The 26,785-nt window shown below is 37.1% G+C and carries 27 protein-coding genes, 8 tRNA genes and 1 rRNA gene; 2 read left to right on the top strand and 34 right to left on the bottom strand.

Annotated features, from left to right (window positions below):
- From MT489_RS13670 to MT489_RS13625, 10 genes are all read right to left on the bottom strand, one after another.
- Window positions 1-113 (bottom strand): 16S ribosomal RNA (locus MT489_RS13670); the annotation flags it as partial.
- A 158-nt stretch (window positions 114-271) separates the two neighbouring features.
- Window positions 272-345, bottom strand: a tRNA-Gly gene (locus MT489_RS13665).
- A gap of 12 nt (window positions 346-357) precedes the next feature.
- Window positions 358-434: transfer RNA gene (locus MT489_RS13660), tRNA-Arg, on the bottom strand.
- A 132-nt stretch (window positions 435-566) separates the two neighbouring features.
- Window positions 567-649: transfer RNA gene (locus MT489_RS13655), tRNA-Leu, on the bottom strand.
- A gap of 71 nt (window positions 650-720) precedes the next feature.
- Window positions 721-795: transfer RNA gene (locus tag MT489_RS13650), tRNA-Gln, on the bottom strand.
- A gap of 92 nt (window positions 796-887) precedes the next feature.
- Window positions 888-963 (bottom strand) — tRNA-Asp (locus tag MT489_RS13645).
- 22 nt (window positions 964-985) lie between these two features.
- Window positions 986-1,057 (bottom strand) — tRNA-Glu (locus MT489_RS13640).
- A 17-nt stretch (window positions 1,058-1,074) separates the two neighbouring features.
- Window positions 1,075-1,165 (bottom strand) — tRNA-Ser (locus tag MT489_RS13635).
- Between the two features lie 8 nt (window positions 1,166-1,173).
- Window positions 1,174-1,245, bottom strand: a tRNA-Asn gene (locus MT489_RS13630).
- Window positions 1,246-1,346: 101 nt separating this feature from the next.
- Window positions 1,347-1,823 carry a SprT family protein gene (locus MT489_RS13625; protein WP_244682111.1) on the bottom strand — a complete coding sequence of 159 codons (477 nt, stop codon included), beginning with the start codon at window positions 1,821-1,823 and terminating at the stop codon, window positions 1,347-1,349.
- Between the two features lie 86 nt (window positions 1,824-1,909).
- Here MT489_RS13625 and cmpA point away from each other — a divergent pair, with 86 nt between their 5' ends.
- Window positions 1,910-2,023, top strand: coding sequence for a cortex morphogenetic protein CmpA (gene cmpA, locus MT489_RS13620; protein ID WP_244682110.1), 114 nt, complete (start codon window positions 1,910-1,912; stop codon window positions 2,021-2,023).
- A 20-nt stretch (window positions 2,024-2,043) separates the two neighbouring features.
- Here cmpA and MT489_RS13615 read toward each other — a convergent pair whose 3' ends face one another.
- The 22 genes from MT489_RS13615 to acpS all read right to left on the bottom strand — a co-directional run bounded on the left by MT489_RS13615 (window position 2,044) and on the right by acpS (window position 23,600).
- Window positions 2,044-4,206 (bottom strand): Tex family protein, encoded by a 2,163-nt coding sequence (locus MT489_RS13615; protein ID WP_244682122.1) that lies wholly within the window; start codon window positions 4,204-4,206, stop codon window positions 2,044-2,046.
- An 82-nt stretch (window positions 4,207-4,288) separates the two neighbouring features.
- Window positions 4,289-4,885, bottom strand: coding sequence for a PP2C family serine/threonine-protein phosphatase (locus MT489_RS13610; RefSeq protein ID WP_244682109.1), 597 nt, complete (start codon window positions 4,883-4,885; stop codon window positions 4,289-4,291).
- Window positions 4,882-5,676, bottom strand: coding sequence for an RNA polymerase sigma factor SigB (sigB, locus tag MT489_RS13605; protein WP_244682108.1), 795 nt, complete (start codon window positions 5,674-5,676; stop codon window positions 4,882-4,884). Before sigB ends, MT489_RS13610 begins: the two co-directional genes overlap by 4 nt.
- Entirely contained in the window at window positions 5,654-6,127 is a 474-nt protein-coding gene (rsbW, locus tag MT489_RS13600) for an anti-sigma B factor RsbW (RefSeq protein WP_244682107.1), read from the bottom strand. The genes sigB and rsbW overlap by 23 nt, the downstream gene beginning before the upstream one ends.
- A complete protein-coding gene (locus tag MT489_RS13595) occupies window positions 6,127-6,456 on the bottom strand; it encodes an anti-sigma factor antagonist (protein WP_244682106.1) in 330 nt (109 codons plus the stop codon). Before MT489_RS13595 ends, rsbW begins: the two co-directional genes overlap by 1 nt.
- Window positions 6,457-6,528: 72 nt before the next feature.
- Complete coding sequence (locus MT489_RS13590) at window positions 6,529-7,536, bottom strand: PP2C family protein-serine/threonine phosphatase (protein WP_244682105.1); 1,008 nt, start codon at window positions 7,534-7,536, stop codon at window positions 6,529-6,531.
- A gap of 15 nt (window positions 7,537-7,551) precedes the next feature.
- A complete protein-coding gene (locus MT489_RS13585) occupies window positions 7,552-7,953 on the bottom strand; it encodes an anti-sigma regulatory factor (RefSeq protein ID WP_244682104.1) in 402 nt (133 codons plus the stop codon).
- Between the two features lie 3 nt (window positions 7,954-7,956).
- Complete coding sequence (locus MT489_RS13580; protein ID WP_244682103.1) at window positions 7,957-8,313, bottom strand: STAS domain-containing protein; 357 nt, start codon at window positions 8,311-8,313, stop codon at window positions 7,957-7,959.
- 2 nt (window positions 8,314-8,315) lie between these two features.
- On the bottom strand, window positions 8,316-9,143 hold the full coding sequence (locus MT489_RS13575) for an RsbT co-antagonist protein RsbRA (RefSeq protein ID WP_280518620.1): 828 nt from the start codon (window positions 9,141-9,143) through the stop codon (window positions 8,316-8,318).
- Between the two features lie 320 nt (window positions 9,144-9,463).
- Entirely contained in the window at window positions 9,464-10,357 is an 894-nt protein-coding gene (locus MT489_RS13570; protein WP_244682102.1) for a carbohydrate ABC transporter permease, read from the bottom strand.
- Between the two features lie 12 nt (window positions 10,358-10,369).
- Window positions 10,370-11,248: an ABC transporter permease gene (locus MT489_RS13565; protein ID WP_244682120.1), complete on the bottom strand. Its 879-nt coding sequence runs from the start codon at window positions 11,246-11,248 to the stop codon at window positions 10,370-10,372.
- A gap of 202 nt (window positions 11,249-11,450) precedes the next feature.
- A complete protein-coding gene (locus tag MT489_RS13560; RefSeq protein ID WP_244682101.1) occupies window positions 11,451-13,073 on the bottom strand; it encodes an extracellular solute-binding protein in 1,623 nt (540 codons plus the stop codon).
- A gap of 35 nt (window positions 13,074-13,108) precedes the next feature.
- Complete coding sequence (locus tag MT489_RS13555) at window positions 13,109-14,080, bottom strand: Gfo/Idh/MocA family protein (protein ID WP_244682119.1); 972 nt, start codon at window positions 14,078-14,080, stop codon at window positions 13,109-13,111.
- A gap of 151 nt (window positions 14,081-14,231) precedes the next feature.
- Window positions 14,232-15,215 carry a Gfo/Idh/MocA family protein gene (locus MT489_RS13550; protein ID WP_244682100.1) on the bottom strand — a complete coding sequence of 328 codons (984 nt, stop codon included), beginning with the start codon at window positions 15,213-15,215 and terminating at the stop codon, window positions 14,232-14,234.
- Window positions 15,216-15,361: 146 nt separating this feature from the next.
- Window positions 15,362-16,069 carry an endonuclease/exonuclease/phosphatase family protein gene (locus tag MT489_RS13545; protein WP_244682099.1) on the bottom strand — a complete coding sequence of 236 codons (708 nt, stop codon included), beginning with the start codon at window positions 16,067-16,069 and terminating at the stop codon, window positions 15,362-15,364.
- Between the two features lie 63 nt (window positions 16,070-16,132).
- Window positions 16,133-17,305 (bottom strand): ROK family transcriptional regulator, encoded by a 1,173-nt coding sequence (locus tag MT489_RS13540; protein WP_244682098.1) that lies wholly within the window; start codon window positions 17,303-17,305, stop codon window positions 16,133-16,135.
- A gap of 211 nt (window positions 17,306-17,516) precedes the next feature.
- A complete protein-coding gene (locus MT489_RS13535) occupies window positions 17,517-19,112 on the bottom strand; it encodes an extracellular solute-binding protein (RefSeq protein ID WP_244682097.1) in 1,596 nt (531 codons plus the stop codon).
- Between the two features lie 536 nt (window positions 19,113-19,648).
- Complete coding sequence (ndoA, locus tag MT489_RS13530; protein ID WP_244682096.1) at window positions 19,649-19,999, bottom strand: type II toxin-antitoxin system endoribonuclease NdoA; 351 nt, start codon at window positions 19,997-19,999, stop codon at window positions 19,649-19,651.
- A 4-nt stretch (window positions 20,000-20,003) separates the two neighbouring features.
- Window positions 20,004-20,285, bottom strand: coding sequence for a CopG family ribbon-helix-helix protein (locus tag MT489_RS13525; RefSeq protein ID WP_244682095.1), 282 nt, complete (start codon window positions 20,283-20,285; stop codon window positions 20,004-20,006).
- 276 nt (window positions 20,286-20,561) lie between these two features.
- A complete protein-coding gene (gene alr / locus MT489_RS13520) occupies window positions 20,562-21,692 on the bottom strand; it encodes an alanine racemase (RefSeq protein WP_244682094.1) in 1,131 nt (376 codons plus the stop codon).
- A 314-nt stretch (window positions 21,693-22,006) separates the two neighbouring features.
- Window positions 22,007-23,023 (bottom strand): LolA family protein, encoded by a 1,017-nt coding sequence (locus MT489_RS13515; protein WP_244682093.1) that lies wholly within the window; start codon window positions 23,021-23,023, stop codon window positions 22,007-22,009.
- 220 nt (window positions 23,024-23,243) lie between these two features.
- Window positions 23,244-23,600 (bottom strand): holo-ACP synthase, encoded by a 357-nt coding sequence (gene acpS / locus MT489_RS13510; RefSeq protein ID WP_244682092.1) that lies wholly within the window; start codon window positions 23,598-23,600, stop codon window positions 23,244-23,246.
- 110 nt (window positions 23,601-23,710) lie between these two features.
- On the opposite strand from acpS, the gene MT489_RS13505 reads away from it, so the two are divergent.
- Window positions 23,711-24,310, top strand: a complete 600-nt coding sequence (locus MT489_RS13505) for a rhomboid family intramembrane serine protease (RefSeq protein WP_244682091.1) — start codon at window positions 23,711-23,713, stop codon at window positions 24,308-24,310.
- A gap of 469 nt (window positions 24,311-24,779) precedes the next feature.
- On the opposite strand, the gene MT489_RS13500 is transcribed toward MT489_RS13505, so the two are convergent.
- Together MT489_RS13500 and MT489_RS13495 are read right to left on the bottom strand one after the other, a co-directional pair.
- Complete coding sequence (locus tag MT489_RS13500; protein WP_244682090.1) at window positions 24,780-26,264, bottom strand: PH domain-containing protein; 1,485 nt, start codon at window positions 26,262-26,264, stop codon at window positions 24,780-24,782.
- Complete coding sequence (locus tag MT489_RS13495; RefSeq protein ID WP_244682089.1) at window positions 26,254-26,736, bottom strand: PH domain-containing protein; 483 nt, start codon at window positions 26,734-26,736, stop codon at window positions 26,254-26,256. Before MT489_RS13495 ends, MT489_RS13500 begins: the two co-directional genes overlap by 11 nt.
- Window positions 26,737-26,785: the final 49 nt, after the last annotated feature.

Raw genomic sequence — 26,785 nt, 5'->3', positions numbered from 1 at the left:
CTCACCCGTCCGCCGCTAACTTCAGGGAGCAAGCTCCCATCCATTCGCTCGACTTGCATGTATTAGGCACGCCGCCAGCGTTCGTCCTGAGCCAGGATCAAACTCTCATTGAAGTTTGTGAAGTACAGGATGTACTAACAAAGGTGTTGCCACAGGACGTGGCGTTCTTAACCTTTGTTCCTTAACTCTTGCTGGCAATGGTTTAAAACCATTGTTTAAAAATATTTTTGACGTTCGTTTCGTTCAGTTTTCAAAGATCAAACATAAAAATTGGAGCGGGTGATGGGAATCGAACCCACGACAACAGCTTGGAAGGCTGTAGTTTTACCACTAAACTACACCCGCATTAAATTATAATGGCGCGCCCGAGAGGAGTCGAACCCCTAACCTTTTGATCCGTAGTCAAACGCTCTATCCAATTGAGCTACGGGCGCATTAATATAGAAAAGTTATTTTTAACTTCACTTATAATAGGAAGTTATTTTGCTGTCGCATTTTAATGGTAGGTAATTTTCACTTTAGCATTTTAATGGTAAGTTATTTTCGCTAGTGCGAAAAAACTTCAGTGCGGTCGAGAGGACTTGAACCTCCACGGTATTGCTACCACTAGGCCCTCAACCTAGCGCGTCTGCCATTCCGCCACGACCGCATTTTCAAAAGCGCAAGAATAATATTACCACTTTGACATATGCTTGTCAACGAATTTTCGCTAGAAATTTTTGGCTGGGCTAGCTGGATTCGAACCAACGAATGACGGAGTCAAAGTCCGTTGCCTTACCGCTTGGCTATAGCCCAACAAAACACTTTTGAGCAATAAAAATAGAATCGAAGGTTTTTATAATAACATACTCTAGATTCTATGTAAAAGGAAATTTCTTCTATTTTAATGGCGGTCCCGACGGGAATCGAACCCGCGATCTCCTGCGTGACAGGCAGGCATGTTAACCGCTACACCACGGGACCACTGAAATAATGAAATGTAAAATGACCCCTACGGGATTCGAACCCGTGTTACCGCCGTGAAAGGGCGGTGTCTTAACCGCTTGACCAAGGGGCCATGAAAATAAGTATGTATGGCGGAGAAGGAGGGATTTGAACCCTCGCGCCGCTTACGCGACCTATGCCCTTAGCAGGGGCACCTCTTCAGCCTCTTGAGTACTTCCCCGTACTAAACTCCGCAGGTAGGATTCGAACCTACGACCGATCGGTTAACAGCCGATAGCTCTACCACTGAGCTACTGCGGATTAATGACTCTTCCGATTATAATAAGCTTGTGTCTAACTGTCAATAGTTCCAAAACAAAAAAATAAATATATTTTTCTTTAAAATTTTTGATTTGGATAAATCAAAAGAAACCTGCCTTTCTCATAAAACCTTCCAACTTTCCGCCACATTTCCCACAAACGAAACGTCTAGTATTGACCCTTCGTTGGCGTTGGTAACCTTGTCCACAATTTATGCATTTATAAAAATATACCTTTAATGGAGATTTTCTTTCTATACTTTTCTTTAACGGTGTACAATGCCTTGGTGCTCCTACCTTTTGCATTAACTCACGGAAATCCTTGTCTCTATGCTTATATCCTTTTCCTTCAATATGCAAATGATAGTGGCATAATTCATGTTTAATGATTCCTACTAATTCATCAAATCCATGTTCTTCATAATATTGCCGATTTATTTCTATATGATGGGTAGAAAGCATATAGCGTCCACCCGTTGTACGCAGCCTTGGATTAAAATAAGCCATGTGCTTAAATGGTTTTAGAAAAAATCTAGTCGAAATGTCCTGAGTTAAGATTTGCAGTTCCTCATTTGTCATATTTCTCCCTCCAAAATCACTTGAACGAGACAATCCATTTTACCATACAATATCGGTAAACGAATACTCACTAGGAGGTTATTCGTATGCCTACTTGGTTTCAAAGCCAAATGCAAAAAGCATTTCTTGAAAAAAATAGATACCAAATCAAGTTACTTAATCAATGTTGGTTCTTTTATAGAAAAAAACACTGCTCATAAAATCAGCAGTGTTTTCTCTTTTATTTTTTCAACATTGTCAGCGAAAGTCTTCCTTTTTTCACATCTACGTTTTCGACCCATACCGTTACGATATCCCCCAGAGAAACGACGTCGAGTGGGTGTTTTACGAAACGGTTGCTTAGTTTAGAAATATGCACTAGTCCATCTTCTTTCACTCCAACATCAACAAACGCCCCGAAATCCACTACATTTCTTACAGTTCCTTGCAATTCCATTCCAGGTTGTAAGTCTTCGAGCTTAAGCAAATCCTTTTTCAAGAGTGGTTTAGGCAATTCATCGCGCAAATCGCGCCCTGGTTTTATTAAAGCATCTACTATGTCTTGGAGCGTCAAAATTCCGACCCCTAATTCTTCAGAAATAACATTCATGTTCATTTCTTGTAATGAATTTGTAAGATCTTCGCTACCAATATCACTTGTTGAAAACCCTAGTCTTTTTAAAAGTTTCTTCACACTGTTATAGTTTTCCGGATGAATAGGAGTTGAATCTAAGAGCTCTTCTCCTTCTAAGATTCTCATAAATCCAATTGCCTGTTCATACGTTTTTGCACCAAGACGAGGGATTCCGGATAACTGTTTACGATTTTTGAACTTTCCATTCTCTTCTCTAAATTTCACAATATTATTAGCTACCGTTTTGCTCAAGCCTGAAACATATTGTAAAAGAGACGATGATGCAGTGTTCACATTCACTCCAACTTGGTTTACTGCCGTTTCTACTACGAAAGTTAATGATTCATTTAATTTCTTTTGTGAAACATCGTGCTGGTATTGCCCCACTCCGACTGACTTCGGATCGATTTTTACTAATTCCGCCAATGGATCCTGCAATCTTCTGGCTATCGAAACCGCACTTCTTTCCTCAACCTGTAAATCGGGGAATTCCTCTCTTGCTAAATCGGAGGCAGAATAAACACTTGCTCCTGCTTCATTTACAATAATGTATGCCAAATCCAATTGATTTTCTTTTAGCAAGTCAACTGTAAACTGTTCTGTCTCTTGTGACGCAGTTCCATTCCCTATGGCGATAAGTTCCACGCCGAATTTCTGAATGACATTGAGTATTTTTTTCTTCGCTTCTTCAGGCTTAGCTTTAGGCGGATGTGGATAAATGACATCGATGTACAGCATTTTCCCTGTTTCATCAACGACCGCGAGTTTACAACCCGTCCGATACGCTGGATCAACTCCGAGTACGACTTTCCCTTTTAATGGTGGCTGCAATAATAATTTTCTTAGGTTCTCTGAAAAGATATGAATCGCTTGATTTTCTGCAACCTCGGTTAATTCATTACGAATTTCTCTTTCAATGGCGGGCTCAATCAGGCGCTTATATCCATCTTCAATTGCTTCTTTTATTTCAGGTGCGGCAATGGAGTTTTCTTTGACAAGCACTTTATTATGTAAAAATGAAAAAATGCGTTCAGTGTTCGATTGGATCGATACGCGAAGAATATCTTCTTTTTCCCCACGATTTAAAGCTAGCACGCGATGAGGAACGATGCGTTTTACGGGCTCTTCATAACTATAATAGTTTTCAAAAATCCGCTTTTCGTCTTTTTCTTCATTTTTAACGGAAGAAACGATAACTCCTGTTTGGTATGTTTCTTTTCGAATCCATTCACGAAATGAAGCATCATCAGACACTTGCTCTGCGATAATATCCTGTGCACCCTTAATGGCATCCGCACTCGTTAAAATCTCTTTTTCTTCTGAAATATATTTTTCTGCCTCAGCCTCTACACTTCCGCTAACAGGAAAGCTAAGCATCCATTGCGCTAACGGTTCAAGTCCTCTCTCCTTCGCAATTGTCGCTCTAGTGCGGCGTTTTTGCTTATATGGTCGATATAAATCTTCGACAAGCTGCAGTTTATCAGCCTTCAATATTTGAAGCTTTAATTCTTCTGTGAGTTTGCCTTGCTCATCAATCAGTCTTACAACATCTTCTTTGCGTTGCTCTAAATTTTGTAAATACGTCCAACTATCCAAAATTCCTTTAATTTGTACCTCATCAAGTGCTCCGGTCATTTCTTTTCGATAACGAGCTATAAAAGGTACAGTATTTCCTTCTTCAAGCAATTGAATAACGCTTCGAATCTGTTTTTTTGGTATTTGAAGTTCTCCTGCTAGTTTCCCTAACAAAACCTCTTCCTTATTTTCCATTTCAATCACGGAATTCCCTCATTTCATTAACGTGATTCTTCTATTTTAACATATTGACTAAAAAGCAAAAAACCCTGCCCATCTAGAGCAAGGTTCCGACGATAAATGACATATCGTCTGACCGATTAACTTGTTTTACTTTTAAGTGCGCAACCAATGCGGGAATGGATTGGCAACTGTTCAATAAATTTTTGGTGTTCATATTGACAAATCCATCAGAATGTATTAAAAATTTCGAATTTGGCTCGTAGGTGTATTTATGTGTTCTGTATTTTTGAGGTTTGCCTGATAAATAACCGGTTACTGGCATTGGATAAACGAGTTTACCATCAGGAGGATATAAATAAAATCGTATATTGCCTACACAACTATATTCAAACTCTTTTTGTTTGAAATCCACTTTCAATATTGCAACCGCTGCTCCACGTTTTTTGAGCAGAACTTTATTGCAAAAATCCATTAAGGTATCTACATTTTCATCTGGATTCGACCTGACCACGGATACAGCTGCCTGTGAAGCTTCGTAAGCGTATTTTCCACTTCCGAGCCCATCGGCAAGTACACATAGAAAATAATCTTCTGTTAAGGTTAGATAAAAGCTATCTCCACATAATAGATTACTTTCTTTTGCAGTTTGAAAAGCGTGTGCTTCTGAATATATATTTTTAAGATGGATCATAAGGGAGAGCTCTCCGTATTTACAGATTCGGTAAAAATAGCTTCCCGCAATTTTTTTATTGCTCTTCGTTGAAGTCGTGAGACATGCATTTGCGAGATATTCAACAATTCACCAGCTTCTTTCTGGCTCATGTTTTCTAAGTAAGTATATTGAATAATCAATCGTTCTCGATCAGATAGAACATGAAGAACTTTATCCAATACAAGCCTTTGATTTACTCTTTCGTACCCTTCGTCCACATTTCCGACAATATCAAGCAAGGTAACTGTACTTCCATCTGCGTCAGCTTCAATTGAATGATCGACTGATAGGGCTTGATAGCTTTTCCCCATCTCCATCGCTTCCAAAACTTCCTCTTCAGATACTTGCAAATGCTCTGCTATTTCATGAATTTGTGGGGATCTCTGCAGTTTAATGGTAAGTTCTTCAACCGATGATTTGATTTTCGGACCTAATTCTTTAATACGCCGTGGAACGTGAACACTCCAAGTTTTATCCCTTAAAAATCGCTTGATCTCACCAATAATGGTTGGAATAGCAAATGCCTCGAAGGTTTTACCATATGATTCATCATACCTGCGAATAGCGCCGAGCAATCCAATGATCCCTACTTGAAAAATATCCTCGTGGAAGGACTTTCCTTTTGAATACTTGCGCGCTATTGACTCAACGAGATTTTTATAATGAAGGACTAGATTGTTTTGTGCTTCATCATCTTCGTGAATTTGATATGCTTTAATCCATTCGTTGACTTGATTTTTTGCCTGATCAGGTTGAGATTGTTTCGACATTCCCCTCCACCTGCTCTCCTTCAAGGTACTTGGTCATAAATACCGTTACCCCTTCGTTTTGAAGTATCTTCACTTCATCCATTAAACTTTCAATTAAATATAGTCCTAGACCTCCTTCACGAAGAAATTCCACTTGACTATTTTCATGATAAGGTCCTATTTCATCACGTGCCTTATTTAAATCGAAGCTTTTACCCGAATCAGCAACCATTACTTCAAGTCTATCTTGGTAAAGACCAAAGCCAACAACAATTTCCCCGCCCTCGTCCTTTTTATATGCGTGCTGCACAGCATTTGTTATAGCTTCACTAACCGCAATTTTTAAGTCGTCGATTAGATCATATGTAAACCCCATTCGACTTGCAATTCCAGACAGAGTTAACCGAATTACACCTACATACTCAGGCATCGCGGGTATCTTCATTTCGATATAGTCAAAAGCTTCCCTCATTACACTCCACCCTCTACCTCGGTATTGATATTCATCACATCAGCTAATCCAGTTATTTCAAATAAACGTTCCAAACGTTCAGACAAACCTGTTAAAATTAAATTACCATTTTCAGCCTTCAATGCTTTGAATAAACCAACAAATACACCGAGTCCTGTACTATCCATATAAGATACATCCTTTAAGTCAACAACCATGTTGATCCCAGACTTCTCCGCATAGGGATGAAGGGATTCTTTTACTTTTGGAGCCGTGTATGCATCTATTTCTCCTGCCAGTTTTGCGTGTAATTCACTTCCGTTTTCCGTCAAGCTTATTGAAATATTCACAAAACATCCACCCCTTAATAACACTTTTAAACACTTTATTATACATACCCCAATAACAAGTAACGAAACATATTATTTCGTTCTTTTTAAAATAATTAGGGTAAAATCATCTCTAAGTTCAAATTCTTGAAGACGCTCTAGGTCTTTATAAATATTGGTGACAATATCTTGCGCCGATAAGTGTATGTATTTTTCAATATACCCAATTAAATCATCCCGCTCGATAAAACCATCTTCTGTCCGACATTCGCTTACTCCATCTGATAGGAGAATAATCATATCCCCCGTCGAGACTTTTTGTTCATATTCTTTGTATTTTGTTCTTTTCTCTATTCCTAGGAGCAATCCTTTTCCATCTAAGTCTTGGAAATTTTGATTTTCGAACGAATAATAAAATCCGGGTTCATGCCCTGCAGAAGCATAGCAAAATGTATGGTCCATTGGATTATATACACCATAACACATTGTAATAAACATACTTGGATCAACATTTTGCTCTACTACCCTGTTCAGGCTTTCAAGTATTGCACCTGGATTATGGCTATTTTCTGACAAACTATCCATCGAATATTTAATCATCGACATTGATAGTGCAGCAGGAATTCCTTTACCAATTACATCTGCAAGTGCAATGCCTAAGCAGCCTTTTTCATCTTTAACAAAATGGTGATAATCTCCGTTCATTTGCCTAGCTGGAACACTGATAGCACCAATATCAAGGCCTTCAATCTTTGGTAACGATGTACCAAGTAATGTTTTCTGCATACTGGCTGCTACTTCGATTTCGCTTTTCAATGCCTTTTGTTCCGTACGAAGACTTTGGTGCTCTCTATAAGATAATCCGTATCCAATCATTACTTCCAATAAAACATCGAAGGAATCACTAAAGCTTTTCCTATCTAGATCATGTTCAAGCATTATAGTTTTATGGAGACTAATTATTTCTTCGGGAGCTATTTTGTGTTCAATTAATTTCCTGCTTAATTTTTGTGCTTGATATAGAATTTGTTCATTTTGATCTTTTAAATAGTGATTCATAATGTCTCTATATTTCGATTCAATCGTATCTCTGAAATCCAAAACAGTTCACCCCTTCTATCGGAGCCACTTGACTGCAACTATCTCCGTTCCTTCATGTAATTTCGATTGAATATCAAACTCATCCATCAAACGTTTTACACCAGGCAAACCAGCCCCCAACCCTCCAGATGTTGTGTATCCATCTTCCATAACTCTACGAATATCAGCTATTCCAGGGCCGTTGTCTTTTGCAATAATTTTTAACCCATTTCTACCATTTTGGTGTTCTTTTACAATGCAAACCTCGCCTTGACCGGCATAAAGGAAAATATTTCGGGCCAATTCGCTAATCGCAGTCGTGATTCTCGCCTGGTCCACTGTCCCAAACCCAAGCTCTTTAGCCACATTCCTGCCTAATTGGCGAACTGCTACAATGTCCCATTCATTTATAATTTTTACGCAGGACTGCAGTTCCATAGGCTAGTCCCCCAATTCCTGTTCTAATTTATCCAAACCGTTTTCTAAATCGAGGGCGGTTACGACATCCTCTAAACGAATGCCTAACTCAATAAGAGTAATGGCAACAGCAGGTTGAATACCAGTAATGACAACTTTTGCACCCATTAACTTTGACATATTAATTACGTCACCTAACACCTTAGCAATAAAAGAATCGATAAAGTCAATGGACGTAATATCAATTACAACTCCACGGGCACTTGTTTGGTGAATTTTATGTAATAGATCTTCTTGAAACTGTAATGCTGTTTGATCATCCAACTCCCATTGGATAGATACAAGCAGGCATTCACGAAGCTTTAAAATTGGAATCCTCAAGTTTACCCCTCCACTGGTATGATTTTTCTATTAGTAAAACCGAGTGCTTTTTCAATACCTTTTCTTAGTGTACTCGTCGTAATAATTTGGTCTAAATCAATGCCAAGGTTGACGATTGTCTGAGCTATTTCCGGACGAATTCCTACAATCATACATTTCGCACCGACAAGACGAACTGCATCGGCGGCTTGTATAATATGATGAGCGACCATCGTATCCACTACAGGAACGCCCGTAATATCAATTAACACAACGTCTGCCCTATGATTTACTACCCCATTCAGCAAGTTTTCCATAATCAGCCTTGCTCTTTCTGTATCAATCGTTCCAACAAGAGGCATGATCGATATTTTTTCAAAAACAGGGATTAATGGAGCAGACAATTCTTGCAAAGCAATTTTTTGCAAAGAAAATGTTCTTTCCCATGTGGCAGAATAAGTTTCTATCATTTCATCATAAATAGGAGTTAACCATTTGTCGAATTCAATAATAAGTTGATTCGATTGTTCATGACTATAGTCATTTTCGGCTATAAACTGTTCGTACAGGATTTTGCTTATAGTTCTAAGTCCCTTTGTTAAAAAGGTTAATGGCCAGCCAATCCTTACAACATTTTCAGCAAAATTCCCGATTTTTTCATAATATCTTTCGTTGGTATCCATAATGCTGGAAACAACAAGATCCATAAATTCTTTACTAGTATTATAGAATAATTGATCAGAAATCGTGTTAATTGCCCGTTCATCTCCGATTGTTTTCATCTCTTTCATCCATAATTCTAGTATCTCATCTTCGCGTTTTTTAATAAAATGAACAATTTCATTATTCAAAACCCCATCTCCTTTATTAAAAGCCATAATGAGTTTTGTAATTAATTTTAGCAATAGTTAGCATGAAATGACAATTACTGTACCTTGTGTTTTAGTTAATTAGTTAAAAAGTTATAGCTATGAGGTCAATTTTAGCAAAAATTATCTAAAAAAGCTTATCATATATATTTCAGATGTATATTTCAGATGATACGCTCTTTGTAAATAGCCATATTATAGTAGATTAAACACAAAGAAGGCGGTCATTCATCTCCTTGATAATATGGAGATAAATGACCGACTTTTATTTAGACTTAGTCAAGCTGAGAGCTTTGTTAAAATTATTCCTTAACAGAGCCAATTAATACACCTTTAACAAAATACCTTTGTAAAAATGGATAAATAATTAGTAAAGGCAAAGAGGAAACCATGATCACCGCATATTTTAGCAAACTAGCAGTTTTTACTTGGTCAACGATGGATTCCAGCTCTCCAGGTCCGCCTCCACCATCTTTATTAATCTCCGCAACTATCAGTATTTCTCGTAAAATCAATTGAAGAGGGAATAACTTTTCATTAGTCAAATAGATTAAAGCAGTAAAATACTGGTTCCATAAACTTACTCCGTGAAAAAGTGCCATTACTGCTATGATTGGCATTGAAATAGGCAAAACCACTTTACCAAAAATATAAAAGTCTGATGCACCATCAATTTTTGCAGCTTCCACAAGCTGGTCTGGAATTGTTTGTTGGAAAAAGGCCCGTGCAACAAGGAGTGACCAAGCGCCAACAACTCCAGGAATCACAATTGACCACACCGTATCTACCATTCCTAATGTTTTAACAACTAAAAAAGTTGGGATTAAACCACCATTAAATAGCATGGTAAAAAGGACAACCCACAATATCAATTTTTTCCCCATAACTTCTTTTCTTGAAAGAGCATAAGCGCATGGTAATAGTACAATCAGGTGAATAGCGGTCCCTAAAAGGGTATAAAATATTGTATTCCGATAACCAATCCAAATAGTATCATACTGGAACACCCTTTTATATCCAGCAAAAGTAATATCTACTGGCCAGAGCCACATCCTCCCCGAACTCACAGCCGCAGGATCACTAATAGATGCGCTAATAACAAATATTAGTGGATATACAATAACAATAACAACAATGGAAACGAGAATTTTATTAATGATATCAAACGCTTTATCTGACAAACTAACGTTGCTCATAATCTACGCTCCTTACCATAAGCTGTTTTCGCTTACTTTTCTGGCAATATGGTTAACCGTAATTAATAAAATGATGTTAATGATTGAGTCAAAAAGACCAACTGCCGCAGCGAAACTATATTGACCTTTCAACAAACCGCTTTCATAAACAAATGTTTGAATTATATCAGACGTTTCCGAGTTTAATGTGTTTTGTAAAAGTAATACCTTTTCAAAACCTACTGACATAAAGCTCCCAAAATTTAAAATAAACAACACGATTACAGTTGGTAAAATTGTGGGAATATTAATGTGGATAATCCTTTGGAATCTTGTTGCTCCGTCAACTTTTGCTGCTTCTAATAATTCAGGGTTTACCCCGGCTAGCGCAGCAAGATAAATGATTGTTCCCCACCCTAGACCTTGCCATTGTCCTGACCATATGTAAATATGTCTAAACCAGTTTGGGCTAGTTAAAAACTTTACCGGTTCACCACCGAATTGAGTAATAATATGGTTAACGATTCCTGTAGTAGGATCCAAAAAGGCGATAATCATACCAACAACGACAACGACTGATATAAAATGAGGAGCATACGTAAGTGTTTGCGACCACTTCTTAAATGCACCATTGCCCAACTCGTTTAACATTAACGCAAAAATAATAGGGAGCGGGAATAAACAGAGTTGATAAATACTTAAGGCGAGAGTATTTTTTAGTATTCTCCAAAAATAGTACGAATTGAAAAATCGTTCAAAATGTTCAAATCCAACCCATGGGCTGCCCATGATTCCCATTGTTGCATAAAAATCTTTGAAAGCAATTTGAACACCGTACATTGGAATATAGTGAAAAATAATAAAGTACGTCAAAGCCGGTAAAAGAAATACGTATAATTGCCAGCTCTTCATAAATTTTTTCCGGAAATTAGTTAGGCGACCACTCGGTACAACAATTACCTTTTGTTGGGTTTCAGTATTTTTTACCTGCATGCGAGTACTCCTTTCCCAATAATTGATCTAGATGAACCTGGGTTTGATTAAATCTAAGTAACCTTTAATCAAACCCACTCGCATTTCTTTTTATCTTATATCTCTTGCGTAGTTTCTAGCGTTAATTGTTTTTGTATCTTTTTAAAGCCTCATTTTGGATACTCATGTATTCTTCTAATCCCATTTTCTTAACTTGTTCCACATATGCATCCCACTTAGAGAAAGGTTCAGTTCCTGTGATAAACTTATCTTGCATTTCATCTACGTATTTATGAATATCAGCTTGTAAGGATGATAGTTTCTTATTTTCTTCCACGGTATACGTAAAACTTGGCCATATCTCGTCAAGTAAATTAGGCTCTAACTTCTCAGCTGCTTCTACAGTTGCTGGTAAACTTTCAGCACCTTTGAACGTTGCCTCTCTAACGATTCCGGGGTAGCCTCCTCCAAGCCAAGTAATATACTTAGACAACTCTTGCTCCATGGTTAATCCTTCAGGACTATTTTTAATTTTATCTAGGTATTGAAAATCTCCATTTTCATCTACTTCAAAGGTTTCATTTTCGATTCCCAAAAAGAATAATTTGGCTCCATCTTCACTATAAAAATAGTCCATCCATCTTAAAGTTGCTGGAATATTTTTATTTGCATTTGTTACGATAAAACCACCCATATGTGCTAAAGGAGATGTACTTGCATAATAATCATTTCCAGCAGGACCTTCTAGCGGGCCCATCCCGGTAAAATTCTCTCCTACTTTTCCATAAATTGTTTCTGGACTTGAAATTACCGTGCTCCCATACAAACCTTCTGCACCCATACTGTAACTTTGATTAGCGTCGATTGTGTATATATTTTCTTGTATTAATCCTTCTGAATAGAGTTTATTAATAAACACAAGCATTTCTTTATATCCTTCTGAAATTGGATAGAAACGGATATCTCTAGTGTCAGGATCTTCATCAAGATAAGCGTGCTTCGCCCCTTTATTTCCAACTCCGAAAGCTCCCTTTAGTACTCCTGTTAAACCAGAAATTGCCGTTGCCCCGTAAGGAATTTCGTCATTCTTTCCATTCCCATTTAAATCTGTTTCTTTAACAGCTTTCAAATATTCATAGAAATCCCCAATCGTCTTAGGCATTTCCTTTCCAAGCTTTTCAAGCCAATCTTTTCTAATCCATGCTTTTGTAAGTAAAACAGACTTAAACTCTGGATCATATATAGTTGGAATAGAATATATATTTCCATCCGGGAAAGTAATTCCCTTTTTGACTTCAGGATACTGTTCTAATAAAGCGGTCAAATTCGGCATATATTCTTCAATTAGATCATTCATTTTAATAAAAATACCTTGTTGACCATATTTAAGTAAATCTTCATTTGGCATAGCCATTGTATAAAACACATCTGGTAAGGTACTTGTGCTGAGCGTTAAGTTTCTTTTTTCATCACGACCATCAAAAGGTACTAACTCCCAGTCAATGTGAATATTTGTCATTTCCTCGTAAGTCTTCCAAAGTAATGTCTCATTATAATTATCAGCAGATAAGGCTGATTTTCCTGCCATAAATTTGAGCGTAACTTGATTTTTTACAATAGGCATGCCAGTTGTATTTAAATTTTCCAATTCCTTCTCGCCTATTTCTGGGGTCTCAGGACCAGATGATTTTTCCCCTGAACAAGCTGCTAACATTAACATAAAAGCCATAATAATTAAAAATAGTGAGTTTCTTCCTTTTTTCAAAAGTTACCCCTCCCATTTCTTAAATAAAAATAAGATTATAACTTTACAGGTAAACAATTCTTGGATGATTGGTAAGCAGCCAATGCTACTTCAACTGCTTTGAGTCCATCATAACCAGAAATCGATGGTTGTTTGTCTTCCACTATGTTGTTAATAAAATCTTTTACAAGGCCGTAGTCCATGCTATCTCCCCAAAAACTTTTGACTGCCCCCACTTTTTCTGAAAAAATTAGAATATGTTGTTCATTAGTGTCAATGCTTATAATTCCATCTGTCCCAACGACTTCTAATGTTATATCACCTCCTTTTGGATAGCTTTTATTACGAGACCAGCTGCAGTCAATTGTGGCAAAAACTCCGTTAGTGAATTCCAAGGTAACAATTCCAGCATCATCTATTCCGGAATTTGAAAATAGCTCACCCTGCTCTGCATATACTTCTTGTACCTCCACACCCATGAACCATCGCATAATATCCAAAAGGTGGACTGTATGATCCATAACAGCTCCTCCGCCAGATAATGTTTTATCAATAAACCAACCACCGGGATTCCAGCCGCGATTTGTTCCTTTAATGGCAAGAATTCTTCCGATTTGCCCTTCATCAAGCGCCTTCTTGGCCCTTACAATAGAGGGATTAAAGCGGACCGGAAATGCGGTCTGTAGCTTAACATTATTTTTCTTGCAAGCTTCAATCATTTCCCAAGCATCCTCCACTGATGTGGACAAAGGTTTCTCACAAAGTATATGTTTTTTAGCTTGAGCAGCTGCCAATACATGTTTGTGATGTTTAGCATTTTCTGAAGTTATCACAACAGCATCTATATCTTGTTGAAGAAGTTCTTCATATGCTTGAAAATATTTTGTTTGAAATCTTTCTGCTGCTTTTTGACCACGTTCGCAGCTTTCGTCCGCTATTCCTACTAAGCTAGCATTTTCTATTTCATTTAATGCGTTTGCGTAGCTAATACCATGGCCATGTGCAAGACTGATGATTCCAACCTTGATTTCTTTCACGTTTTTCTCCCTTCCGGAATCTAAACTAGCTCAACACCATTCCATTTTTCTTGTGTACATTTTCTAATTGATAAGCAGTTATACATGAAGCGCTTTCAACGAAATATATGTAATCAAATTAGGAGTGAACTACTTTAAATGTCTATAAAATTTCTTTTAAATATACTGGTTTATTCATTTGCATCGATTTTTTTGCAGCTAGTGAAATCTCAAGTGCCTTTATAGCGTCCTCAGCCGTTACAATTGGAGGACTATTTTTTTCTATGCACTCAATAAAATGTGTAAGTTCTTGATAATAAGGATTTTCGTTCAATGGATTCTGACTAATTGTGATACTGTTATCCTCAACATTACGTTTTTTAATAGCTGTAAAAGCATAACGTCTACTATCAAATTCCATACTTCCATTATCTCCCGCAAACTCATATGCAGTGTAGAACTTATCATGAGCCCAACTTCCTTCTACATGAGCGATTGTTCCACTTTCAAAACGAAGTGTAACAAGAGCATAGTCAATCTTCGCAAACTCACGCCCCATAAGTCCTTTTGCATAAACTCTGTTTACTTCACCGAAACACCATCTTAGGAAATCAAAATCATGAATAAGTAAGTCTAAAACAACCCCACCGCTATTTTGATAATTGGAATACCAATCATTCCAAGCTTTTGGGAATTTTCCGTTCCGTGAAGTCCTTATAATCCCTGGCTTTCCAATAGTTCCAGCTTCTATTAACCGTTTGGCTCTTTCATATTCCGGAAAAAAACGGACTACTTGACCGATAAATAAGCGAACGTTATTTTTTTGGCATATATCAATCATGCTTTTAGCCTCTTCTAGTGTTCTCGCTATCGGTTTTTCGCAGATTACATGTTTGCCAAGTTCGGCTGCTTTTTTTACATACTCTTTATGTAGATACGTAGGAAGACATATATCAATAACATCAATTCTTTCTAGTGTTTCAACAGCTTCGTCAAACGAATTGAAAAATGAAATATCTTTATTGTTAAGTTCTAATTGCTCTTGAATATCTACTATCCCCGCAATCCTAACATTATTCATTTCCTGATAAGCACGAAGGTGGGTTCTACCCATAGAACCTAGGCCGACTATCAGTACATATTGCATGTCTTCACTCCCTATATCTTGCTGTTATTCATTAAGTAAATACAAAAAACAATAGAAAAAGAAGGTACCATAATAACTTGAATTTATATTTTCATAGGCATTGTCAGCCCTAGAAATTAACAACATTGTGAAAGGATAGCGCTTAGCTATTTTATTGCCACCATTGCCACAATGGGAAGATGGTCAGAACCTTTCCGATTAACTACTTTCTCGTTAAAACTATCTAGTTCAGTAGATGTAAAAATGTAATCAATTCGAATGTTTGGCCCATCCGCGGGGTATGATTCATTTCTCCCTATATTAGAGAAACAATCTGTAAAATTAGTATCCTTGAGAAGCTTTTTAATTTCCTCACTTTCTGGCTCCGCATTAAAATCACCCATTAAAACAGAAGGATATTTTTCACGAGACGTTACTTCAATTAGTTCATCTATTTGTTTCATTCTACTTATTGGTTCAAGCGAAAGATGAGTATTAAAAACATTTACATGTACACCATTTAAATCAATAGTTGCTTTTAAACATCCCCTGGGTTCCTCTTCATAACTTGTCAGAGGAAAGTTTTCTGATTCTATTATCGGGTATAAACTTAGAATTGCATTTCCGTACTGTTTAGCTTCTCCACTAGTTGTTTGCATATTAATATTTGGTCCATATGCATAATGGAAGTTTAATAGCTCAGCCAATTCTTTTGCCTGATCTTGAAACTCACTTCTTTCTCCAAAATGACGATCCACCTCTTGCAAACCTACTACTGTAGCATCTGTTTCTCGAATGATTTCAGCTATTCTTTTTAAAGATAGGATTTCATCAAGACCTCTTCCATGATGAATATTAAAAGACATTATTTTCATATATACATAATCCTCCAAAATAAAAAGCTTTCAACATGCTCCTTTTGTTAAAACACTTCATTCTCAATAAAACTTATCTAAAGGAATATCGAGGAAATAGTTCATAACAAGGCCGGCTGCGGTTTTTGACTCATCAGGCGTTTCTATGACTAGAATTTTAAAGTTTGAACATGTATCTGGTACCATTTTTTTTATTTCTTTTTCTAAGACTGGAATAACAAAGTCACCTACCTGATCAATAATCCTTCCAGTAAATAATATATATTCAGGATTTAATAGAGTTACCACATTAGCAATGGCCTTTGCAGTCACACATTTAATTTTTGCGTACAATCTTAATGCCTCTGGGTCCTTGTTGCGAATACGAGATATTAGCTCATTAAGTTCAATGCCTAAGTTGCGCCGTAGACCGCTAATAGATGCAAGTGTAGTTAAACATCCTTTTGAACCACAGTGGCAAGGCTTTGCGTACTTACCAGAAAAAGTCTTATAATGTCCGAATTCACCTGCTACATAATTGGCTCCATTAATTAACTGACCATTAAAAATAAATGCACTGCCTACTCCGTAATCGAATTTAAATGTTACACTGTGCTTCGAGTCTGCCAGAACACCGTTTAAACATCCTACAACCCCTAATAAATTTGCGTCATTTTCCAAATAAATTGGAATGGAACCATATCTTATTTCTAATCTTTCTTTAAGCGGGAAATTTCTCCAACCTAATCCTGGTGAATAGATAATTGTTCCATTTTTAGAATCAACTAACCCTTGAATACTTAATCCTATTCCCTTTAAACCTTTTGAATCCGGAACGTAATCAAGAAGCGTTTCTATGACATTAAATATGTATTCCATGGGATGCGACTCGTTTTTGTATAGTGGTACTAATTTCACTACTTCTTTAATTGAATTATTTTTAAAATCGATTAGTGCCCCTTTTATATATTTAACTGCAAGTTCAATTCCTATAGCAAATAAGTTTGAGCTATTCATTTCAAGTGGAATGGGTCTGCGTCCACCTCCACTTACAGTAGCGCTCGTTTCTATAATGACATTTTCATTAAGTAAACGATTTACAATATTTGTTATGGCTTGCTGAGTAAGCCCTGTTTTTTTTGCTAAATCGACTCTTGCGATAGGTCCTTCTGAATAAATTAGCCGCAAAACTTTTTGTTCATTAATCTCTTTGATCATTTTACTATTAGATACATGTTCCATATTCATTTCTTTCATAGTTTCCTTTCTTATAGAAAGACACCATTGACCATAGTCAATGTAATTTCATGAAAAAGTGAAAACTAATTTAATCAAGTTGATTTATCTAATGGCTATGAACGTTAGAAGGGAACTATTTATAAAAAAGATTTACAAAGTTCCTAATTAGCAGTTTTTAACAAGGAGCAAAAGCCGGCAATAAACGACTCTTGCTCCTTTCAACTCTGCATTAATTCTTTTGATATCTCTCGTATGCTGCCTTTTGGATCTTCATATAATCTTCTAGCCCCATTTTTTCTATACTGGCGACAAATTTGTCCCAGTTCTCGAATGGTTCTTCCCCTACAATAAACTTATCTTGCATTTCCGTTACATATTTCTCAATATCAGCTGCTAAAGCATCAAGTTTTTTGTTTTCTTCTTCCGTATACGTAAATGGCGGCCACACTTCATCAATTAAATAGGGTTCAACTTTCTTAGCAGCTTCGAGGGCTTGGTCGGAACCTTCTGATCCATCAAAGTAATCTTCCATCAAAATTCCCGGAGCACCTATTCCAATCCAACCTAGATACTTTGTAATTTCTTGCTCTTTCGTTAGCCCTTCACTACTATTCGTAATTTTATCCAAATACTTGTATTTTCCGTCTGCAGTTTTTTCGTAAGTTTCACCCTCCACTCCCATATAGAATAATCTGGATCCTTCATCACTGTAGAAGTAATCCACCCATCTCATTGTTGCTATAGGGTTTGGATTTTTCTTTGTAATAATAAACTTTCCGATATGACCAACCGGGAAGGCATATTGGGACCACTGCTGTTCACCATTAGGTCCTTCTAAAGGAAGTCCGCCTACATATTTCCCACCTATTTCTTTGCCGAATAATTCTTCAGGAGCATAGAAAATCATACTTCCGTATTTATCTTCCATTCCATTATTAAGAAACTGGGCCCATTCAATCGAATATATATTTTGCTCAATTAATTTTTCGGAATAAAGCTTATGAACGAATTGTAATAATTCTTTATAATTATCAGTAACAGGGTAGAAACGAACATCACCCGTTTCAGGATCTTTATCAATATAGGCACGTCCCGTTGTGCCCACCCCAAATGACCCTCTCAACATATTAACCAAAGTAGCGGCGCTCCAAGAACCATAAGGAACGATATCTGGATCCTTTTCTTGAATCGTCTTTAAATATTGATAAAATTCGTCCGTTGTTTTAGGTACATCCATGCTGTACTTTTTAAGCAACTCCGAATTGTACCACATTAGTGGATGTGTACGAACGGATGTAAACTCAGGATCATGAATAACAGGCAATGAATAAATTTTTCCGTCAGGGAAGGTGATCGCCTTTCTGATTTCAGGATTATTTTCCATCAATTTATTTAGATTGGGTGCATAGTTTTCAATTAGCTCATTCAACTCTAGGAAATCACCATTTTGACCATACTTATAAATGTCAGTTGTCGGCATATTGGCAGCGTAAAAAACATCTGGTAAGTTACCACCCGCCAAAGCTAAATTTCTCTTTTCTTCTAAAGCGGTCGGTTCCTGTTGATCCCACTCTATTTTAATGTTTGTCAATTCTTCATATGTGTTCCAAACTAAAATGTCATTCCAGTTTTTTAACGTGTTATTCCCCATACCCGCAAACATTTTAAGTGTAACTTTGCCTTTCTCTTTTGCAATTGGCATACCAGAATCGGTTAGTAATTCAAGTTGATCCTCTTTCGAAACTTGATTGCCACCCGTATCTTTACTGCAAGCGACTTGCAGAACTAAGAGTGAGGCTAATATAAAATAAATTATCTTTTTCATTTTTTCAGTCGTCCCCCTTATATATGTGGTATTAAACACTGAAAAACTTTTTACCGATGATTACAAAAATTCGTCCTAAACGACCTCCTTTTTATTATGAGTAAGGATAGTAAGAAAGTTCCCTTACTAAAGCGCTTGGGTTTTCTTACATTTACTAAATAGGAATACGCTTTCATATGTATGTTCTGCATCATCCCAACTTTTTCCTTCCCTTTTTATAAAATTTTATTTTACTTTTTTTCATTTGATAAAGAAGTCCCATTTTAAAACGGGACTATTGTAACATTACTGTAATATATATGCTTTTTTAAACATTCATTACGAAAAACAAGTGTCTTTTGCGTTAGTGCATCGGCGAAAGGAAGTCTCGGAGCTTTAAGTCAATGTTTTTAATTAAAAGTCTCTGGTATACAAAAACAGAAAAGGAGAAGAAGTTTGGAAGACTCTAAGAGGTGAAGCCAGATTTGAAAATATCCCTTACCATTTAACGTTTCACAAACCATAAAAAAAAAGCGCTCTGTCAAAAAACAGAGCGCTTAAAAATCGATGAGTCCCAGACTAATCTGTAACGCCTCATCCACTTTATCCATCATTTCTTCATCTAGGTGCGTGATTTTATCAGTTAAACGTTGCTTGTCAATTGTTCTAATTTGCTCAAGCAAAAGAACAGAGTCTCTTTCAAATCCATACTTTTCAGCATCAATTTCCACATGGGTAGGCAGTTTTGCTTTTTGAATCTGCGCTGTTATTGCAGCAACGATTACAGTGGGACTGAACCTGTTGCCAATATCGTTTTGGATAACCAGTACAGGTCGGACCCCGCCTTGCTCCGATCCTACCACTGGGGATAAATCGGCGAAATACACGTCACCACGCTTAACGACCAAGGGCTTATCCCCCGCTTACAAGACGTACAACTGTGTTTTCTGCCTCGTATTCCGCCTGGATTGCTTCCGACGCAATCGCCAAATTAATTTTAGCCATTTCCATGTAGCCGCGCCTCATTGACTCAACAATTTGACGCTTTCTTCTTTCACGAAGATACATTTTTGTAGCACGATAAATAAATTCATTGCGATTTACATTTTCCATTTCTGCAAAACCGTCCATTTCAGCAATCAATTGCTGCGGCAATCGAACTATAATTTCTGTTGTTGCGCTGGATTCAGACAACGACTACACCTCCACCATCACTACAAGCCATTTCATTCATTGTTTATGATACCATCAAATGCGCTCTCTGCAAAGAGTAAATTAGCCTTCCTTTTTCTAGTATCATCCTAGATACTAATTACTAATACATACTTTTCTCCAAATTCCGTAAAACTCCTGCTTTTTTTCGATATATTTTTTTATTTTTTGGTTCTTTTTACCTTGAAATGAATTTTTTCTTAAAACATAAATGTAGGAAAATTTATTAAAAGTTTTTAACATAGCTATGAGTGCAACTTATACTTTTTTGCTTGTCTTGTACACACGCGGTACTCGATTTGTAATGGCACATGTGACTTCATAATTAATGGTTTCGAGTTTTTTTGCGACGTCGTCTACAGAGATAAAGTGCTCTTTTTGCTTGCCGATAAGCGTGATCTGTGTTCCGACTGGCATACTTCTAGGTAGTTTAATCATTGTCTGATCCATACATATTTTCCCAACGATAGGAACCATTTCACCATCGGCTATAACTTCAAATCCCTTAAGTTTACGTATCCATCCATCAGCATACCCAATTGGGAGAGTTGCAATCCACTCGTCCTTTGTTGCAGTATAATCTGCACCGTATCCAACTTTTTCTCCTACATGAAGCTTTTTCACATGTGTAATTTTAGTATGCAGAGAAAAAACTTCTTTTCGATTGAATGGAAGATTATCCTTTATTTCATCGGAAGGAGATAATCCATACATCGCGATGCCAATTCTCACCGTATTAAAAAGTGAATCATGATGACAAAGAGCTCCCGCACTATTCGCTGCGTGAATATATGGAGGAAGTGTTTTAAGACAGCTTAAAAAATATTGAAAACGAGAAAGTTGTTGATTATAATACGTTTCATCTAGTTGATCTGCAGTGGAAAAGTGTGTAAAGATCCCTTCGAAAAAAAATCGGTCCGATTGTAGTATAAAGTCTTCTATTTGTTCTAGCTCATCTTCTTTCGTAATTCCTATTCTTCCCATACCAGTATCACATTTGATATGAACACGAAGATTAGTACCGGCAGGGATAACTTTCTCTGCTTCCTGAAGCCAATCTACTTGAAAGACGGTCAAAGAAATATTTTTGCGAGCAGCGATCCACGCATCGTCTGCCCTCGAAGCACCTAACACTAAAATAGGTGCGGTTATTCCAGCTTCTCTTATCGCTAATGCCTCATCCAAAAATGCTACAGCTAGCCCGTGTACACCAGCAGCTAGAACTGTTTTTGAGGTCGGGATATCGCCATGACCATAAGCATTTGCTTTCACAGCTGCAAATATTTTTGTTTCCTCCGGAAGGTATTCACGAATTTGACTAATATTAGAATAAAGTGCATCTAAGTCTATTTCTGCCCAAGTGTCTCTATAAAAAACTTTATCTTCCATGATGGTCACTTCCCGTATGATGTTCAATAATATTATTGATTATCAAACTCAACGGAAGATATGTCAATGAGAAATAATTTAGGTCTCATAGAAAAGCACAATGAGTAAATGCCACTAAGCAAATGTTCTAATCCACCAAAATTGTTCTTTGACTTTTAGTGGAGCAGGTTTCTAACCTATAGCCGATGGCGCATAGAGCTAGAGATAGAAAAAAACTACTCTTATGATATAGACCATCTAAAAAACTTATCCTTATCTCAAAACAAAAGAAAAACAGACCGATTCGGATGGAAAAGGTCTGCCGAATGCATTTATTATTTGATTGCTCCTCCTTGTACCGATTGAGCGACCATTACCATTTCATCCGGAGATAAATCAGAAGAAAGCAACACATAATGAACACCGTCTTCACTCCACGAAATGGAATCTTTTGTCATCGCTCCAATGGAAAATCCAAGGTCAACCATTTCCCCATTCATATCTACCATTTCCATAGAAATAGTTGGAATGACATCTGCCGTTTCTTGGATAAGCGTAAACGATTTTTCTCCACTATATGTTAATAATACCCTTTTCCCTGTATCTGTTTCATACGATTGTTCTTCATTAAGTGTGATTCCTGGAATTTCTGCCATAGAGTACTTTACTGTAAATTCGTTATCCGTATTATTAGACATAACCGGAACTTCCAACTGTGCACTTGTCATATTCTTTTTCGTATCGAATGCACCTTTGTCAAATTTAGCATTAAATTCTACACTAGTAAATTTAACAGTTACTACGGGGGTATGATTCGAATCCATTACTTTTACACTAACTGGCTCAAGTGATCCTTTTTTAAAAGTAATTTCCTGAGTAGGGAGCATTTTATTATTTTGGTAGCGTGTTTTTGTTGTAAACACATAATGATCCTTTGTTGCTTTAAACTTTGCCTCTTTATCCGCTTTTACATCTTTTACTAGAGATTCATACAAATAGGCTTGGCTGCTGTTTTGCGGCCACTCGCTTTGAAAGCGATAGCTCTTGTTTAATGCTGGGGTCAAAACATATACACCACTTTTATTACGAAGGATCATTTGACTTTGTTCTTTCTTTGCATTTTTTAAATGAACACGATAATTGCCCGGTTTATCATGCCAAACATCAATCTCGTAAGTTTGCGGTTCATTGCCAACCGTTAGCGTCATTTGAGCTTTAGCCTTGTACCCTTTTAATTCACCTACCTTTTTGTCCAGCCCTTTTGTCACATCCTCCTGTGACTTTGCCCCGCAAGCAGAAAGTACAGCGATGGAAGCGAGCAGCAACCAAAATAGCCGTAACCCCTTTCTCATTCCTTCAACCCCTTTTTTGTCTCATTTGACCATAAAAGAAGAGAGAAAGCCGGCTGCAGGGAAATTGTCCAGTACCATTGTTACACCCGCGATCCGTTCCGCACAACGTGGCAATCGATCCCACAGCCAAAACCTTGTCTCTCCTAACGCACTAAAAATATATGAGACAAACCTTAACAATAGACCATTCAATTATATATTGTTTTACATAGAATAATATCTAGTCTTGCGATTCGATAATAACTTGAGCTGCTGCATAGGATTTTGTATGGGTAATAGATAAATACACGCGCTCAAATACGGGACTTGTAATTATGGGCTTCCCTTTTCCATCTGTACTAATTTCTATATCTAAGAATGATAGTTCACTTCCAATACCGGTTCCACGAGCTTTAGAATATGCTTCTTTTGCAGCAAAACGTCCGGCAAGAAATTCCGTTTTTCTTTTTTCATTTAAGTTTTCATATATTTCTAATTCTGTTTTTGTTAATATCCGTCTCGGAAAACGTTCTTGCTTTATTCGCAGCTGTTCAATCCTGTCTATCTCAACTAAATCCATCCCTATTCCAATAATCATGTCTTGCTTCCCTTCTAAAAATAAATGATATGACGTACAATCTAATAGTTGTCCTAAGCGGTTCCTTGGACTAAGATTAGGGGAGTAACATCTCCTAAAGGAGCGATACCATGTTTGTAAGAACTGAAAGTTTCGGACAATTTCTTAGATCGTACCCGGTAGTATCTAGTATAATCGCTATTCATATATTGATTTTTCTTATGATGCATCTGCCTATTTTTCCGCATAACTGGATTCTAGAATTATTAGCAGGAGTAAATCTGTATATTCAACAAGGGGAATACTGGAGACTTGTCACCCCTATTTTTGTTCACGTCGCATTTGCTCATTTATTATTTAATTCATTTTCTTTAGTACTATTCGGTCCAGCACTTGAAAAAGCACTAGGAAAAATAATGTTTATCATTGTTTATTTAGCTAGCGGAATTGGAGCAAATATTGCTACTTTATATATCCACCCTCCATACTATACACATATTGGAGCAAGTGGAGCAATATTTGGATTATTTGGAGTATATTTAGCCGTTTTGTTTGTAAAAAAAGATGCCATGCCCCTTCAAGGAAGACAAGTCATACTTCCTATTGCAATTATCAGCGTCGTCTTGACATTTTTTCAACCCGGCGTTAACATTACTGGCCATATTTTCGGATTGATAAGTGGATTGCTTATAGGAAGAATCTTACTTCACTTTCGCTCAATTCGTTTTTAAGGCTTTTTTTGCAACAGCTATAACTTGGGATGCCTTCACCGTATAATCGTGGTATTTTTTAATTTCTGCTTCGTTTTAGAATCATTCGCCGCATAATCTTGGTTTTTTCTTAAGTTCTGCCGCGATTCAGACGCATTCGCTGCATTATCGTGATATTTTCTCAAGTTCTGCCGTGATTCAGACGCATTCGCCGCATTATCGTGGTATTTTCATCAAGTTCTGCCGCGATTCAGACGCATTCGCCGCATTATCGTGGTATTTTCATCAAGTTCTGCCGCGATTCAGACGCATTCGCCGCATTATCGTGGTATTTTCATCAAGTTCTGCCGCGATTCAGAGCCCTGGGCCCAGAATCTTGCTATTTAAACGGGTCTGCTATGCATCAGCCTAGTCTAAAATTTCGAATTTCTTTATTCCATATAAAAAGCCTTTGAGAGCTGTAACAAGCATTCCAAAGGCTTTTCTATTTCTATTCTTTTTTTGCTGGCCGATACCATTCATAAATCATTCTAACATCTTCCGCGTTCAAATGTTTCACATGGAAATGGGCGCCTCCACCACTCATGACCGAGGTTTCTACAGTTGCTAGATCTGCCCTTCTTTGAAACCAGTTCACAGACATATTTAGGGACTGCATTCTATTCTTTCTCATATATGTTGTTTGTTGATCTAATCCCCTATATCTTAAAGCGAGTTGTGTGTCAGTCATATTCCACCCCGCCGATTTATACTGCAGAAGACCTAAGATCCAAGCAGCTATTACCAAAAAAATGGCGATTAAGCTATATGGCCAAAGCCAAATTGAAAGTAGGATAGTTAAGATTGCTGCCACAAACATTTTTATGAAAAAGAAACGTCTCATAGCTCTCTTAGGTGCTCCAATAAAATCGATATCGAATGTATAATCAGATAATGTTTCTTCTAGTATTTGCCCTATTTTCTTTTTCTTCACTACAGGTATTAGAAGGCCCTCCGTATTTTCATCCAATATAGAACCCCCTGCATACTCAACGGATACACTTGCATACCCAAATGGCTGCCTAAAAAGACTTTCTTGTATTGTTACAGCTTGGACCTTTTTAATAGGAATGGTCGTCGTACGTTTTTCCAATAACCCTCTTGTAATAACAAGATCACCTTCAACTTTTTCCAATGTAAAATCATTATATTTTAAATAAGCCATAAAAACAGACACAAGCCAAGCTAGGAACATACCTATTGCAACAAGAATTGCGATAAGGGTATAACCCACTTTTGCAATATGCTCCATCTCTTTAAAAATTTTATCAAAAGGAATGAGTTCATCAAACTGACTTCCAAAACCTAGAACTGCAAGTACGACAACACCAGCACGCCCTGAAGTAGATGCAAAAAACAAGAGTTGTTTAGGTGAGATCTTATATAAAATCGATTGTTTAGGAGTCACACCAACAGTTTCAATGATGTCTTCAGATTCTTTTTCTCTATTCTTTGATTCTGTAATTAGACGTCTTAGGGCTAGTGCATCCTCTTTTTTGATTGCACTCATTTCGGCTTCTGATTTTTGATGATCCCCACCAGCCGTCTCTACTTTTACTTTCACAAGACCAAATGGACGATGGAGGATTCCTTCAGAAAAATCAAGACTTTGAATCCGGTCAAATGGAATATAACGTTTCTTTTTTACAAATAGGCCGTATTCAATCCGCAACTCCTTATCTTCAATTCGAAACGTATAGCGATACCATTTTATAATTCCGCTCAAAACCATTATGAAAAATATTAATATAAGTATGAGGTACGGTACGAAATTTACCCACGGACCAAACCCTTCAAATTGAATTTGGTCTTTCGCATCCTCACGAACAATAAAAACGATGAAGTAAAAAAAGATTGGAACGATTGTTTCTTTTATATTTTTTATGACAGAAAAAACAATTGTAATAGGGTGAAGTCGATTGGGTTCAGACATCATCTTCAGCCACCCTTGCCAATTTTGAAATGGCACGCCTTAGTTCTTCCGCTTCCTCTAATTCTATCGCAGGAATTTCATGATTAGTCGCAGCAGTTGAAATTTGAATACTTGCTAATTTATATTTTCGTAGTATCGGCCCTTGCACTGTATCAACATGCTGTACCCTGACCATTGGTACAAGCGTACGAGTAATGATAAAAACACCATGTTGCAACTCTATTTCTTGCTCTCTTACTTCGTATCTCCATCTACTCCATCTTATAGAAGGAATGATGAAAATGCTCATGATCGTGAAGATAAAAACGAGCATAGCGGCAATGGATGTAATCCACATGGACCAGTCAAATACATATACGAGTACGCCAATACTAATCGCAATGCCCCATAATATTAAGGAAGAAATTACACCTGTAATTCTCCATACCTTTAATCCCAGCTTTGATATTTGTTTTGCAGGTTGATTGATATTCATAAGATGCCCCCTTGCCCTCATATTTACGTCTAAACTCGGATATTAGTTT

It is taken from the genome of Lederbergia wuyishanensis, from assembly GCF_022900255.1.
Classification (GTDB): domain Bacteria; phylum Bacillota; class Bacilli; order Bacillales; family Bacillaceae_C; genus Lederbergia; species Lederbergia wuyishanensis.
Note: the sequence above shows the minus strand (reverse complement) of the source record. Positions and strands in the feature narration are given on the sequence as shown.

Excerpts from the sequence above, each read along its gene's own strand:
- MT489_RS13625 (WP_244682111.1), bottom strand. The coding sequence starts at position 1,823 with ATGACAAATGAGGAACTGCAAATCTTAACTCAGGACATTTCGACTAGA.
- cmpA (WP_244682110.1), top strand. The coding sequence starts at position 1,910 with ATGCCTACTTGGTTTCAAAGCCAAATGCAAAAAGCATTTCTTGAAAAA.
- MT489_RS13615 (WP_244682122.1), bottom strand. The coding sequence starts at position 4,206 with ATGGAAAATAAGGAAGAGGTTTTGTTAGGGAAACTAGCAGGAGAACTT.
- MT489_RS13610 (WP_244682109.1), bottom strand. The coding sequence starts at position 4,885 with ATGATCCATCTTAAAAATATATATTCAGAAGCACACGCTTTTCAAACT.
- sigB (WP_244682108.1), bottom strand. The coding sequence starts at position 5,676 with ATGTCGAAACAATCTCAACCTGATCAGGCAAAAAATCAAGTCAACGAA.
- rsbW (WP_244682107.1), bottom strand. The coding sequence starts at position 6,127 with ATGAGGGAAGCTTTTGACTATATCGAAATGAAGATACCCGCGATGCCT.
- MT489_RS13585 (WP_244682104.1), bottom strand. The coding sequence starts at position 7,953 with ATGGAACTGCAGTCCTGCGTAAAAATTATAAATGAATGGGACATTGTA.
- MT489_RS13570 (WP_244682102.1), bottom strand. The coding sequence starts at position 10,357 with ATGAGCAACGTTAGTTTGTCAGATAAAGCGTTTGATATCATTAATAAA.
- MT489_RS13565 (WP_244682120.1), bottom strand. The coding sequence starts at position 11,248 with ATGAAGAGCTGGCAATTATACGTATTTCTTTTACCGGCTTTGACGTAC.
- MT489_RS13550 (WP_244682100.1), bottom strand. The coding sequence starts at position 15,215 with ATGCAATATGTACTGATAGTCGGCCTAGGTTCTATGGGTAGAACCCAC.
- MT489_RS13545 (WP_244682099.1), bottom strand. The coding sequence starts at position 16,069 with ATGAAAATAATGTCTTTTAATATTCATCATGGAAGAGGTCTTGATGAA.
- MT489_RS13540 (WP_244682098.1), bottom strand. The coding sequence starts at position 17,305 with ATGAAAGAAATGAATATGGAACATGTATCTAATAGTAAAATGATCAAA.
- MT489_RS13535 (WP_244682097.1), bottom strand. The coding sequence starts at position 19,112 with ATGAAAAAGATAATTTATTTTATATTAGCCTCACTCTTAGTTCTGCAA.
- alr (WP_244682094.1), bottom strand. The coding sequence starts at position 21,692 with ATGGAAGATAAAGTTTTTTATAGAGACACTTGGGCAGAAATAGACTTA.
- MT489_RS13515 (WP_244682093.1), bottom strand. The coding sequence starts at position 23,023 with ATGAGAAAGGGGTTACGGCTATTTTGGTTGCTGCTCGCTTCCATCGCT.
- acpS (WP_244682092.1), bottom strand. The coding sequence starts at position 23,600 with ATGATTATTGGAATAGGGATGGATTTAGTTGAGATAGACAGGATTGAA.
- MT489_RS13505 (WP_244682091.1), top strand. The coding sequence starts at position 23,711 with ATGTTTGTAAGAACTGAAAGTTTCGGACAATTTCTTAGATCGTACCCG.
- MT489_RS13500 (WP_244682090.1), bottom strand. The coding sequence starts at position 26,264 with ATGATGTCTGAACCCAATCGACTTCACCCTATTACAATTGTTTTTTCT.
- MT489_RS13495 (WP_244682089.1), bottom strand. The coding sequence starts at position 26,736 with ATGAATATCAATCAACCTGCAAAACAAATATCAAAGCTGGGATTAAAG.